Origin of the sequence: Streptomyces sp. TRM68367 (assembly GCF_014495685.1) — a bacterium.
Lineage (GTDB): Bacteria > Actinomycetota > Actinomycetes > Streptomycetales > Streptomycetaceae > Streptomyces.
Map to the genome: position 1 here is coordinate 1 of NZ_JACTVI010000028.1, position 12,256 is coordinate 12,256.

The 12,256-nt window shown below is 70.9% G+C and carries 9 protein-coding genes; 4 read left to right on the top strand and 5 right to left on the bottom strand.

Annotation, left to right across the window (positions count from 1 at the left end; genetic code table 11):
- The first annotated feature begins 399 nt into the window (after positions 1-399).
- Positions 400-849, top strand: a complete 450-nt coding sequence (locus H8R17_RS19615) for a PTS glucose transporter subunit IIA (protein WP_187824507.1) — start codon at positions 400-402, stop codon at positions 847-849.
- A gap of 84 nt (positions 850-933) precedes the next feature.
- Positions 934-2,604, top strand: coding sequence for a phosphoenolpyruvate--protein phosphotransferase (gene ptsP, locus H8R17_RS19620; protein ID WP_187824508.1), 1,671 nt, complete (start codon positions 934-936; stop codon positions 2,602-2,604).
- Between the two features lie 67 nt (positions 2,605-2,671).
- Here ptsP and H8R17_RS19625 read toward each other — a convergent pair whose 3' ends face one another.
- Together H8R17_RS19625 and H8R17_RS19630 are read right to left on the bottom strand one after the other, a co-directional pair.
- Entirely contained in the window at positions 2,672-3,571 is a 900-nt protein-coding gene (locus H8R17_RS19625; RefSeq protein WP_187824509.1) for a hypothetical protein, read from the bottom strand.
- 22 nt (positions 3,572-3,593) lie between these two features.
- The gene (locus H8R17_RS19630) at positions 3,594-4,799 is read right to left on the bottom strand and encodes an MFS transporter (RefSeq protein ID WP_187824510.1); all 1,206 of its coding nucleotides are present in this window, start codon (positions 4,797-4,799) and stop codon (positions 3,594-3,596) included.
- Positions 4,800-4,924: 125 nt separating this feature from the next.
- Between H8R17_RS19630 and H8R17_RS19635 the strand changes: the two genes are divergently transcribed.
- Complete coding sequence (locus H8R17_RS19635) at positions 4,925-6,244, top strand: aminotransferase class I/II-fold pyridoxal phosphate-dependent enzyme (protein WP_187824511.1); 1,320 nt, start codon at positions 4,925-4,927, stop codon at positions 6,242-6,244.
- An 18-nt stretch (positions 6,245-6,262) separates the two neighbouring features.
- Here H8R17_RS19635 and H8R17_RS19640 read toward each other — a convergent pair whose 3' ends face one another.
- Entirely contained in the window at positions 6,263-8,230 is a 1,968-nt protein-coding gene (locus tag H8R17_RS19640) for an acetoacetate--CoA ligase (protein ID WP_187824512.1), read from the bottom strand.
- 213 nt (positions 8,231-8,443) lie between these two features.
- Here H8R17_RS19640 and H8R17_RS19645 point away from each other — a divergent pair, with 213 nt between their 5' ends.
- Positions 8,444-10,816, top strand: a complete 2,373-nt coding sequence (locus H8R17_RS19645) for a TIM-barrel domain-containing protein (protein WP_187824513.1) — start codon at positions 8,444-8,446, stop codon at positions 10,814-10,816.
- Here H8R17_RS19645 and H8R17_RS19650 read toward each other — a convergent pair.
- Both H8R17_RS19650 and H8R17_RS19655 read right to left on the bottom strand, forming a co-directional pair.
- Positions 10,807-11,343: an NUDIX domain-containing protein gene (locus H8R17_RS19650; RefSeq protein WP_187824514.1), complete on the bottom strand. Its 537-nt coding sequence runs from the start codon at positions 11,341-11,343 to the stop codon at positions 10,807-10,809. The two genes, H8R17_RS19645 and H8R17_RS19650, sit on opposite strands and share 10 nt — an antisense overlap.
- Positions 11,344-11,390: 47 nt before the next feature.
- Positions 11,391-12,200, bottom strand: a complete 810-nt coding sequence (locus H8R17_RS19655) for a M15 family metallopeptidase (RefSeq protein ID WP_187824515.1) — start codon at positions 12,198-12,200, stop codon at positions 11,391-11,393.
- Positions 12,201-12,256: the final 56 nt, after the last annotated feature.

The window sequence follows — 12,256 nt, forward strand, 5'->3', positions numbered from 1 at the left end:
GAGTTCTCAAGGAACGGACACTTCCTTTGTACTCACCGCCAGAGACTCTCTCGCGGCTTTCCTCCGGGCGCTTCCCTTCGGTGTTTCCCACTCTATCAGTGTTTTTCCGACTCCCTGACCACCGTCCTGCAGGCATGCAGAAGGTGACCCCGAGATAGGATCTGACGAGTTGGGTACTGCCGGGCGATGACGCCTGGTCGGGTCGCTCAGCCCCTGGCAGGAGTACGACTGTACACGGAGTCGCGGAGCAGGTGCAAATCGATTTGGGATATGGTCTAGACCATAATCCGGATCTGTCATGCGGAACCGTCACTTCATATGCCATACCCTGCTGCACAGTGCGCCGTCCGGGACAGGCAGTGACGGCTCAGATACATCTCCACCCCTGGGAGGCTTCCCATGACCACCGTGACGTCCCCGCTGGCAGGACGCGCCATCGGACTGGCAGCCGTGCCGGATCCGGTCTTCTCCGGGGCCATGGTCGGCCCGGGTACGGCGATCGATCCCGTGCGTGAGCCTTCCGAGGCCGTTGCGCCCGTGGATGGAGTCATCGTCTCTCTCCACCCGCACGCCTTCGTCGTCGTCGACGCGCAGGGACACGGTGTGCTCACCCACCTCGGCATCGACACGGTGCAGCTCAACGGCGAGGGCTTCGAGGTGCTCGTGAACAAGGGCGACACCGTGGCGCGTGGTCAGGCCATCGTGCGCTGGAACCCCAGCGCCGTCGAGGCAGTCGGCAAGTCCCCGGTGTGCCCGCTCGTGGCGCTCGAGGCGACGGCCGAGGCCCTCTCAGAGCTCCGGGAAGACGGCGACGTGAAGACCGGCGACAGTCTCTTCACCTGGAACTGATGTCCGTGCCGTCGTAAGACGGTGGCGGCGAGTAGGACAACCACCGCGGCGGAGGGACCCGCCGCACTATTGGAGACGGGTGAGATGGAGACAACACTGCGAGGGGTCGGCGTGAGCCACGGCGTGGCGATCGGCGAGGTCCGGCATATGGGAACGGCGGTGCTTGAGCCGCCTGCCAAACAGATCCCGGCGGAGGACGCGGAGCGTGAACAGGGGCGCGCCCGCAAGGCCGTGGAGGCTGTGGCGGCCGATCTGATGGCGCGCGGCAATCTGGCCGGGGGCGAGGCCCAGGCGGTGCTTGAGGCACAGGCCATGATGGCCCAGGATCCCGAGCTGATGGCGGACGTGGAACGGCGTATCGCGGTGGGCAGCACGGCCGAGCGTGCGGTGTACGACGCCTTCGACGCGTACCGGGCTCTGCTGGCCGGTGCCGGTGAGTACCTGGCCGGTCGCGTGGCCGACCTCGATGACGTGCGGAATCGTATCGTCGCCCGGTTGCTAGGGGTACCGATGCCGGGTGTCCCGGACAGCGACGAGCCGTACGTACTTATCGCGCGTGATCTGGCCCCCGCCGACACGGCGCTGCTGGATCCGGCGCTGGTGCTCGGCTTTGTCACCGAGGAGGGCGGGCCGACCAGCCACAGCGCGATTCTGGCGCGGGCGCTCGGTGTGCCGGCCGTGGTGGCGCTGCCGGGTGCCGGTGAGCTTGCCGAGGGCACCATGATCGCAGTGGACGGCAGCACCGGCGAGATCTTCGTGAACCCGAGCGAGGAGAAGAAGGCGCGGCTGACGGCCGAGGCGGCTGAGCGCAAGGCGGCGCTGGCCGCGTCGACCGGGCCGGGTGCCACCTCCGACGGTCACAAGGTGCCGCTGCTGGCCAACATCGGCGGTCCGGTGGACGTACCCGCAGCGGTCGAGGCGGGAGCGGAGGGCGTCGGTCTCTTCCGTACGGAGTTCCTCTTCCTCGACGACAGCAAGAACGCGCCGTCCGAGGAGAAGCAGGTCGCGGCCTACCGGCAGGTTCTCGAAGCGTTCCCCGAGGGTCGTGTCGTCGTCCGTGTGCTGGACGCGGGCGCGGACAAGCCGCTCGACTTCCTGACACCGGCCGACGAGCCGAACCCGGCGCTGGGCGTGCGGGGTCTGCGGACGCTGCTCGACCACCCCGAGGTGCTGCGCACGCAGCTGACGGCGCTCGCGAAGGCCGCCGAGGGTCTGCCGGTCTACCTCGAGGTCATGGCCCCCATGGTGTCGGACAGGGCCGATGCCAAGGCGTTCGCCGACGCCTGCCGTGCGGCGGGGCTGCAGGCGAAGTTCGGCGCGATGGTGGAGATTCCGTCGGCCGCGCTCCGGGCGCGCTCGGTCTTGCAGGAGGTCGAGTTCCTGTCGCTGGGTACGAACGACCTCGCGCAGTACACGTTCGCCGCGGACCGGCAGGTGGGTGCGGTGTCCCGTCTGCAGGATCCGTGGCAGCCCGCGCTGCTCGATCTGGTCGCGCTGTCCGCCGAGGCCGCAAGGGCCGAGGGCAAGAGCTGTGGTGTCTGCGGTGAGGCGGCGTCCGATCCGCTGCTCGCATGTGTGCTGACCGGTCTGGGTGTCACCTCCCTCTCCATGGGTGCGGCGTCGATTCCCTATGTCCGGGCAACGCTGGCGAAGTACACGCTGGCGCAGTGTGAGCGGGCCGCGGCGGCGGCGCGGGCGGCGGACAGCGCCGAGGAGGCGCGCAGTGCGGCTCAGGCGGTGCTGTCCGGCGAGTAGTCGGCCCGAGGCCGCGACCGGCTGTCGGTGAGGGGCGCCCCACCTGTGTGGGGCGCCCCTCCCGCGTTCAGTGGTGGTGCCCCGGCGTGGGTCCGTCCTTCTTTTGTCCGAGGTCGGGCGGCTCGCAGTAGTCGACGTTGGATTCCGGGGAGATGAGGTCGCCGGATTCGATGTCGGTGCAGTAGGCGTCGAAGACCTCTCCCGCGGTGAGGGGATCCAGGCCGTAGCCGCGCAGGCGCCAGCCGTAGATGCGGTCGGGTCCGTCGGGCGCGCTGGTCCGCATGACGAGTCCGCCGGGGCTGTGGGTGGCGAGGCCGACGGCGAGGACCGTGGCGAAGGCGAGGGCCTCTGCTTCGTCCAGCTGTGTCGCACCGTCGGTGTTGTCGTCGGCGTGGAGGACGGAGACGAGGGCTTCCGGTGGTCCGGAGACGCTGCACACGAGGTGCCGGTTGCCGGGTGGGGCGGTGTCGAGGATGCGGGCGATGAGGTCCGAGGCCCGGGTGAAGGTGGCGCGGCCGATGTCCTCGCCGCAGGTCGCGCAGGCGCCGAGGCGGGACAGGAGCGTGGTCGCGTACTCCCAGGTGGCCTTTCGGATGCCTTCGTCGACGAGGACCGGGAGGAGGTCGGCGAGGGGCTGGCCTTCGTAGGGGACGGTGGGGCCGGTGGCGGCGAGTTCTGCTGTGAACCGTGTGCGGCTCGACGGGATGTCGGGGTCGAGGCCGGTCTCGGCGCAGAACTCGGCGTATTTCTCCGGATCGAAAAGGGCGACGGTGGTGTGGTTGCCCTGGGCGGCACGGGCCCGGAGGAGGGCTTCCACTTCCTGGAGGTAGAGCGTGTGGTCGCCGAAGGTGAAGCTGCGGTAGCGCCGCATGGCACGGAAGTCGTGCTCGTCGGTCAGCAGGCCGATGGTGCCGGCGATCTCGCGGCGCAGAACGCGTCGCATGGTCCGGCGGTCGGTGTGCGCCATGTTTCCCCCTGTGCGCAGTCGATCAATTTTCACTCACAGTAATCGGCGGCACTGACAATGAGGTCCGGGCGAGGCGGTTGCGGACCAGGCGGCGCTGGATCAGGCAGGTCACGGCGATGCCGCTGCCGAAGGCGGCCCAGCCGACGGGGCCAGTGGCGATGGCCGCGGTGACGGCGAGTGGTCCGATGCTGCGCTGGCCGGCCTGGCCCAGGCCGTGGACGCCGAGATAGCTGCCCAGGGCGGTGTCCGGGGCCAGGGCGACGGAGAGTTCCCAGGAGACGGTGGCGTGGAGCATCTCGGCCAGGGTGAAGAGCGCGGCCGAGGCGGTGAGCAGCAGGATGGCGGTGACGGTGCCGCCGGTGGCGGAGAGGGCCATGGTGACCCCGCCCAGGGCGAAGGCGGCCGAGAGTGGGAGGAGGGCGCGGGCGGCCGCGGTGGTGGCGCCGAACCGAGCGAGGGGGACCTGGAGGGCCACCACCATCACGTTGTTGAGGACCATCAGCAGCGGTGCGAGGCCGTGCGGTGCGTTGTCGGTGTGCGCGATCCACAGCGGCAGACCGACCTTGAAGACGGCGTCGTCGAGGAAGAGGACGGTTTCGGTGGCGACGTAGGCGAGGTAGGTGCGGTCGCGCCAGGGGTTCGCCGGTCTGATGGTGGGTGCCAGGTCCTTGGATGTGGTCACCGTGCGGGAGGGCGACGGGGGTTCGCCGCAGCGCAGGACGATGAGGGTGCAGGCGACGAAGGAGAGGGCGTCGCCGACGAGGAGCCACTGGTACGCGGCGACGCTGCCGAGGGCGAGTGCCCCCGCGGCGCCGAGGCCGCCCAGTGCCCAGCCGGCGTTGGCGACGGTTCGGTGGACAGCCTGGTAGCGCACGCGCTCGGGTCCTGCGACGCGCGTGGCGTACAGCTTGGTGAGGACGCTTGCGGCACGGTCGCCGAGCGCGCCCACCGCGGAGTAGGCGAGGAGCAGGGCGTAGTTGTCCGTGGTGAGCAGGGCCAGGGCGGCCAGAGCCCGCGCGAGTTGGACGGCGATGAGGACGCGGGTGAGGGGCAGCCGGTCGGCGATGCGGCCGCCGAGGGGCGCTCCGGCGATGCCGACGGCTCCGGCGACGGCGGCGAGGGAGCCGATCTCGGCGACGGTGAGGCCTGAGACGTAGGTGAAGTAGAGGACGGAGACGGATGCCCACAGGCCGCTGCCGATGCGGTCGACGAGGGCGGCAGCGATCATTCTGCGGCCGTCGCGGCCTCCGGGTATCCGCTTCGACCAGGCTGCTGCGCGGCGCACCGGATGCATTGCTCCCCCTTGCTTCCGAACCCTTGCCGGAAGGTACGTATTGATACATAATATGGAACGTGGCAGCACAATATGCGATCAGTGGTACGACGGCCAAGGGAATTGCCGCGTCCGTCGAACGAGGCGTGGCCGAGGGAGTGTTGGCCCCTGGCACCGCGCTGCCTCCTGTGCGGCGGTTGGCGGACGATCTCGGTGTGAGTCCCGGGACGGCCGCCACGGCGTACAAGGAACTCAGGCAGCGCGGCATCGTCGTCACGCGCGGGCGGGGCGGAACGGTGGTGGCGCCCGCTCCGGCGGTGGCGTCGCGGCGGCCGCCGAAGGTCCCCGCGGGGGTGCGGGACCTGGCCGGCGGTCACCCCGACCCCTTGCTGCTCCCGGAGCTCGTGCCCCCTTCGCAGCTCTCGCCCAGGGCCCGGTCGCACCGCTCGGCACCGAGGCTGGCGCGGCTGGAGGAGGCCGTGCGCGACTGGCTGCGGCCCGATGGCGTGCCCGTGGAACAGGTGACCTTCGCACACGGGGCGCTGGACCTCATCGGCCGGCTGCTGTCCGTGGAGCTGCGCCCCGGCGACCCGGTCGCCATGGAGGACCCCGGGTACCACCATCTGCTGGACCTGGTGACGGCTCTGGGGCTGCGTGCGATCCCGGTGGCCGTGGACGACGAGGGCGTGCGGCCGGACGCCCTGCGCGCGGCGCTGCGGGCCGGCGTGCGGGCCCTGGTGTGCAGTCCGCGCGCGCAGAATCCGTACGGCGGCTGCTTCTCCGTAGCACGCCGGGACGCGCTCGCCGGCCTGCTCCGGGAGGAGCCGGACATCCTGGTCGTGGAGAACGACCACGCCTCCGAGGTCGCCGGCGCGCCCCTGCACACGCTGACCGCCGGGGGGCTCGGCCGTTGGGTGCACGTGCGGACCGTGAGCAAGTTCCTGGGGGCCGACCTGCGGTGGGCCGCGGCGGCCTGTGACCCGACCACGCTGGCCCGGCACGACGGACGGATGCTGCTGACCTCGGGCTGGGTCAGTCACCTGCTCCAGGAGAGCGTGCACGGGCTGCTGACCGACGACGGCACGCGCGCGTTGGCCGCCCAGGCCGGAGGGACGTACGCCCTGCGCCGGAGCGCGCTGCTGCGGGAACTGCGCGAACAGGGCATCGAGGCGCACGGGGCGAGCGGGATGAACGTGTGGGTGCCCGTGGGGGACGAGTCAGCCGTGGTGAACGGGCTGCGGTCGTACGGCTGGTGGGTCGCAGCGGGAGCGCGGTTCCGGCTGTCGTCCGGACCGGGAGTGCGGATCTCCGTCGCCGGCCTGGAGCCTGCTGAGGCGGCGCGGCTGGCCTCGGACTTCACCGTCGTGCTCGGGGAGTCCGAGGCCACCTATGGGGGCTGACCGCCGTCCTCGGGGTGGTCAGGTGCGCTTGCGGGCGAGGTCCTCGTAGAAGTGCAGCAGGTCGAGGTTGTCGATGGAGCCCGGGTTGACCGCCTTCTCCAGGGGGGTGCCCTGGAGCAGGCGTTTGACCGGGACCTCGATGCGTTTGCCGGTGAGGGTGTGCGGGACGCCGGGCACTTCGATGATCTCGTCCGGGACGTGGCGCGGCGACAGCTGCTCGCGGATGGCCTGTTTGATGCGGTTCAGCAGGGCCTCGTCGAGGACGGCTCCCGGGGCCAGGTGCACGAACAGGGGCATCCAGTAGCCGCCGTCGGGCTGTTCGAGGCCGATGACGAGGGATTCCCTGATCTCGGGGAGGCGTTCGACGGCCTCGTAGATGTCGGCCGATCCCATGCGGACGCCTTGGCGGTTGAGGGTGGAGTCGGAGCGGCCGTGGATGACGACGGACCCGCGCGAGGTGACGGTGATCCAGTCGCCGTGCCGCCACACGCCGGGGTAGGTGTCGAAGTAGCTGTCGTGGTAGCGGCTGCCGTCGGGGTCGTTCCAGAAGTGGATCGGCATCGACGGCATGGGGTTGGTGACCACGAGTTCGCCCACGTCGTCGACGAGGGGCTTGCCACTCGGGTCCCAGGACTGCAGGTCGGTGCCCAGGCCGGCTGCCTGAAGCTCCCCGACGTACACCGGGAGCGTCGGTACGGCTCCTGCGAAGCAGGAGCACACGTCTGTGCCGCCGCTGACGGACGCGATCCACAGGTCGTCGCGGACCTCGTCGTGCAGCCAGCGGAACCCGTCGGGGGGCAGGGGCGAGCCGGTGGTCGCGACGCACTGTACGCGGGAGAGGTCGGCGTCGCGCCCGGGGTGCACGCCGGCCTTGCGGCAGGCCATGACGTAGGCGGCGGAGGTGCCGTAGAGGGTGGCCCCCGTGCGCTCGGCGATCCACCACTGGGCGCCCGTGTCCGGGTAGCCGGGGCTGCCGTCGTAGAGGACGATCGTCGTGCCCGTGAGGAGACCGGAGACGAGGAAGTTCCACATCATCCAGCCGGTCGACGTGTACCAGAAGAAACGGTCTTCCGGGCCGAGGTCGCAGTGCAGGCCGAGCTGTTTGAGGTGCTCGACCAGGATGCCGCCCTGGGACTGGACGATGGCCTTGGGCAGTCCGGTGGTGCCGGAGGAGTAAAGCACCCAGAGCGGGTGGTCGAAGGGCACCTGCTCGAAGACCGGGTCCGTGTCCGCGCTGGTGAGGGCCGACCACTCCAGGGCGCCCTCGGGGGCCTCGGTGCCGAGCAGGGGGATGTGGACGACGGCGCGCAGAGTGGGCAGCTCGCGGCGCAGCTCGGCGACGATGTCTCGGCGGTCGTGCTCCTTGCCGCCGTAGCGGTAGCCGTCGACGGTGAACAGGACGACCGGTTCGACCTGCTGGAAGCGGTCGAGGACGCTGCGGGCGCCGAAGTCGGGCGCGCAGGACGTCCAGACGCCGCCTACGGCAGCCGTGGCGAGGAGGGCGACCACGGCCTGCGGGATGTTCGGCAGGTAGCCGCTGACGCGGTCTCCGGGCTGTACGCCGAGGGCGCGCAGTTCGGCGGCCAGGGAGCCGACCCGGCGGCGCAGCTCGGCCCAGCTGACGGGGCGGGACTCATGGGTCTCGTCCATGTACAGCAGCGCCGGCTCGTCCGCGCGGGTCGCGGCGGCGCGCAGAGCGTGCTCGGCGTAGTTCAGGGTCCCCCCGGGAAACCACTGGGCGCCCGGCATCATACGGTCACCCAGCACGCGCGTGTACGGGGACGAGAACCGGACGTCGAACCAGTCCGTGACGGCTTTCCAGAAGGTGTCCAGTTCGTCGACGGACCAGCGGTGCAGAGCCGCGTAGCCTCCTTCGGAGGGGGCACCGTGGTGTTCGGCGGCCCAGGCCTGGAACCTGGTGATCCGTGCCCGGGCGACGCGTTCCGGATCAGGGTGCCAGAGCGGCTGGGGATTCTCGGTCGACATGGGCGGCTCCCGGACTGTGCGCGTCGTGTGCGTCCTGCGCACACGGGCTGTGATGTGCGCGTGACGCGTCTGAGAGGGACGATGCCATGTGATCGACTTCTGCACCAGAGTGCACCCTGGTGGAGTCCGTGTCGTGAAGATGTGGTCCCGGTATGGGTGAACGGCAGTTGAACGACACGCGCGCGTGGGGCGCGCAGTGGCAGGGTGAGCAGCATGAACGGTCGTGACCTGGTGCGTTCGGTGAAGGCGGTCGGTTCGGTGGGGCAGGGGTTGCGTACCGTACGGGCGGCGTGGCGCAGGAGGCGTGCCGACGCCGCCGGGCTGCCGCCGAGAGGTGCCGAGCGCGCGCGGGTGCCCGGGCCCGTGCAGGAGGTGGAGCCGGAGCCGGGGGGCGGCATCATCCGCTTCGGGCGCGCCGAGCTGCGGATCCTCGTCGCCGTCAACGGGGCGGTCTTCTGGGGCTGGGACGGCGCCGGTCCGGAGCCGTCGTACGCGCTGGCGGGCCGCTGTCCGGAGCCGGATCCCCGGGCGGTGCTGGAGCCGGACAAGGACGGCGGCTGGCGGGTCGTGGCCGAGCGCGTGACGGTCGCCGTGTCGCGGCACGGGGCGATCGAGGTGCGCACGCCCGGAGGGGTGGCTCTGCGCCGGGATCTGCCGCCCCGGTGGTGGGAGCCGGTCGGCGGCGGCCCAGGGCGCTGGATGCAACGGTCGGACGTGGCGGCGGACGCGCGGTTCTTCGGGCTCGGGGGACGCGCGTCGGGTCCCCGGCTGCGGGACGGCACGTACCGGCTGTGGAACACCGACCCCGGTCATGCCTTCACGCCGGGCGACGATCCGCTGTACATCACCATGCCGGTGCAACTGGTCGTCGCCGACGCGGGCACGCACCTGGTGTTCCACGACAGCTCGTGGGACGGAACGGTGACGCTCAGGGAGGGCGAGGAGGGCGCCGGTTCGGGGCACGACCGGGCCGGGACGAGTGAGTTGCGGATGGACGGCGGTCCGCTGAGGTGCTGGGTGATGGTGGGCGCGCCCGCGCGGGTGCTGCTGACCTGGGCCTCGCTCACCGGGGCGGCCGCACTGCCGCCCGCGTGGGCGCTCGGCCACCATCACGCGCGGTGGGGCTTCGGCAGCGAGCAGGAGGTGCGCCGGATCGTCGCGGGCTACGAGGAGCGCGATCTGCCGCTCGACGCCGTGCATCTGGACATCGACCACTTCGACGGCCACCAGGTCTTCACCGTCGACCAGGACTGCTTCCCCAAGCTGCCCCAGCTCGCCGAGGAACTGCGGCGGGACGGGATCCGGCTGGTGTCGATCGTCGACCCGGCGGTGAGGGCCGCGTCCGGCAATGCCGTTTACGACAGCGGAACGGCCGAGGACGCATTCGTGCGGGACGCCTCGGGGCAGGTCGTCGAGGGCGTCGTGTGGCCCGGGGAGGCGGTTTTCCCCGACTTCACGCACGCGCGCGTGCGTGAGTGGTGGGGCGGTCTGTACGAGGAGCGGCTCGGGCAGGGGTTCTCGGGTTTCTGGCACGACATGAACGAACCCACGTCGTTCACTGCGTTCGGGGAGTCGACCCTGCCGCGTTCGGCCCGGCACTCCCTGGACGGCTGGGGCGGTGACCATCGCGAGGCGCACAACGTGTACGCGTTGTGCATGGCCAGGGCCGGCTACGAGGGGCTGCGGACGCTGGCACCCCAGGAGCGGCCGTTCGTCTTCTCGCGCTCCGGCTGGGCCGGCATGCAGCGCTACGGCGGGACCTGGTCCGGTGACGTGATCACCGGCTGGCCCGGTTTGCGGGCGTCGCTGGCACTGGTCATGGGCCTCGGGTTGTGCGGCGTGCCGTATTCGGGGCCGGACGTGGGCGGGTTCGACGGGCACCCTTCGCCGGAGCTGTATTTGCGCTGGTTCCAGTTGGCCGCGTATCTGCCGCTGTTCCGGACGCACGCGAGTCTTCGGGCGGGACGCAGGGAGCCGTGGGAGTTCGGTGCCGATGTGCTGGAGCACGCGCGCGTGGCGCTCGTGGAGCGGCGGCGGCTGCTGCCGTACTTCGTGACACTGGCGCATCTGGCCCGGCGCACGGGGGCGCCCTATGTGCGGCCCCTGTGGTGGTCGGCGCCCGAGGACCGCACGCTGCGGGACTGCGAGGACACCTTCCTGCTGGGTGACTGTCTGCTGGTGGCGCCGGTCCTGGATCCCGGCGCGGACCGGCGCGCGGTGCAGCTGCCGCGCGGGCGCTGGTACGACATGGCGACGGAGCAGGCGTACGAGGGACCGGCGCAGGTGCTGGTCGAGGCCCCGCTCGCGCGGATTCCGGTGTTCGCGCGCGCGGGCGCCGTCATTCCCGTGCGGGGGGACGACGGTGGCCTGGAACTGGAGGTGTGGGCGCCCGCCCCCGGGCGGACCGGGGGCGGGCTCGTCGTGCCGGACGGTGGCGACGGTTGGGACGAGCCGGAGATCGAACGCTACGTCGCCCGTCGGCAGGGTGCGCGGGTCGTCGTGGAGCGGGAGGGCGAGGACGGCGTGAGCGAGCCGTCGCACCCGGTACGCGTGCGCGGCCTCACAGGCCGTGGAACTCAGACGTAGCGGCCCTCGAACCAGGCCCGCACGGCCCGCGTGTGCAGCGGGAAGGCGAGTTCCTCGGGCCTGCGCAGGAGGTGCCGGCCCGCCGTCTCGTCCGTGGCCTCGGACGGCGGGAGGGCGTCGGCCGGGCGCTCGGGGAGAAGCCCGAAGAGCAGCAGGTGCCCGTCCGGTGAGCTCATCGCGTCGACGAGCCGTACGTCACGGCTCGCCGCGACGATGCCCGTCTCCTCCTTGAGTTCCCGGACGACGGCCTGCCGCCAGTCCTCGCGGTCATCGATGTAGCCGCCGGGCAGGGCGGTGCCCCCTCGCGCGCGGGCGATGGTCCGGGTGATGACGACCATGGCGGTGCCCTTGGTGTCGTACACGGGCTGGAGGGCCACCGCGACCGGCAGCGGATTGCGGTAGGCCACGGCGCCGCACACCGTGCAGGTGCGGGGCCAGCCGGAGGCGCCCTCTCCATAGGGCGCGCCGCAGCTCGAACAGTGGGAGTTCGGTGCGGGGTTGGAACTGGAGTGCTGAGATTCGGACACGCGGCGGACTGTATCCGATCACGGGGAGGGCGTCTCGGTGAGGTGGCTCAACCGTTCCTGGTGAGCGACTTCGAGGACACGGGGAAGTCGAAATAGGTGTCGGGGTAGGGCTCGGGCTTGTAGGTGTAGTGCCACCACTCCTCGGCGAGGTTCACGAAGTCCAGCTCCTCCAGGGTGTTCTTGAGCAGCAGCCGGTTGGCGCGCTGTTCGCCCTGGACGCGCGGGTCGAGGGTGTGCGAGAGAGTGTCGAAGCAGTCGAAGCTTGTGGCCATGTCGACGGAGTTGTCGGGGAAGCGCTGCTCCTTGGGCGCGTAGCAGGGCACGAGAGGCTCGCCGGGGTGGTACGGCCGGGTCGGCTTCGCCGGGAGCTTCACGAGGGTGAGGTCCATGGTCGAGCCGCGGCTGTGGCCGGACTTCTCCGCGATGTAACCGTCCTCGAACAGACGGCTCTTGTCGACGTCCGGGTAGAACTCGTCCTTCATCGCCTGGTCGTCGAGGTCCTTGGCCCAGCGGACGAAGTGGTCCACGGCGCGCTGCGGCCGGTAGCAGTCGTACACCTTGAGAATGTAGCCCTGGCGCAGCAGGCGCGTCTGGGCCGTGTGGAGGGCTTCGGCGGCGGGGCGGGTGAGGATGCAGATCGGTTGCTGGTAGCCGTCGATGCGCTCGCCGACGAAGTTGTGCGGGGTGAAGTAGCGCATCTCCTGGATGATCGTCGGATCCACGCTTCTCAGGGCCACGAAGTCCTTCGGCGCCTTCGGCTCGGTCTGCGCCGGGGCGGTGGTCGAGCCGGCGGTCACCACCAGCAGGGCGGCGAACGCGGTGACCACTCCGCGTACCACTGTCGAGAGTCTTGTCATGTCTCTGCCCTGCCCAGCCAGGGACGCCCGTGACACACTTCTGACATACCGTCAGG

What these genes read in the sequence shown, in the direction of transcription:
- H8R17_RS19615 (WP_187824507.1), top strand. Translation starts at nt 400, where the DNA reads ATGACCACCGTGACGTCCCCGCTGGCAGGACGCGCCATCGGACTGGCA.
- ptsP (WP_187824508.1), top strand. Translation starts at nt 934, where the DNA reads ATGGAGACAACACTGCGAGGGGTCGGCGTGAGCCACGGCGTGGCGATC.
- H8R17_RS19625 (WP_187824509.1), bottom strand. Translation starts at nt 3,571, where the DNA reads ATGGCGCACACCGACCGCCGGACCATGCGACGCGTTCTGCGCCGCGAG.
- H8R17_RS19630 (WP_187824510.1), bottom strand. Translation starts at nt 4,799, where the DNA reads ATGATCGCTGCCGCCCTCGTCGACCGCATCGGCAGCGGCCTGTGGGCA.
- H8R17_RS19640 (WP_187824512.1), bottom strand. Translation starts at nt 8,230, where the DNA reads ATGTCGACCGAGAATCCCCAGCCGCTCTGGCACCCTGATCCGGAACGC.
- H8R17_RS19645 (WP_187824513.1), top strand. Translation starts at nt 8,444, where the DNA reads ATGAACGGTCGTGACCTGGTGCGTTCGGTGAAGGCGGTCGGTTCGGTG.
- H8R17_RS19655 (WP_187824515.1), bottom strand. Translation starts at nt 12,200, where the DNA reads ATGACAAGACTCTCGACAGTGGTACGCGGAGTGGTCACCGCGTTCGCC.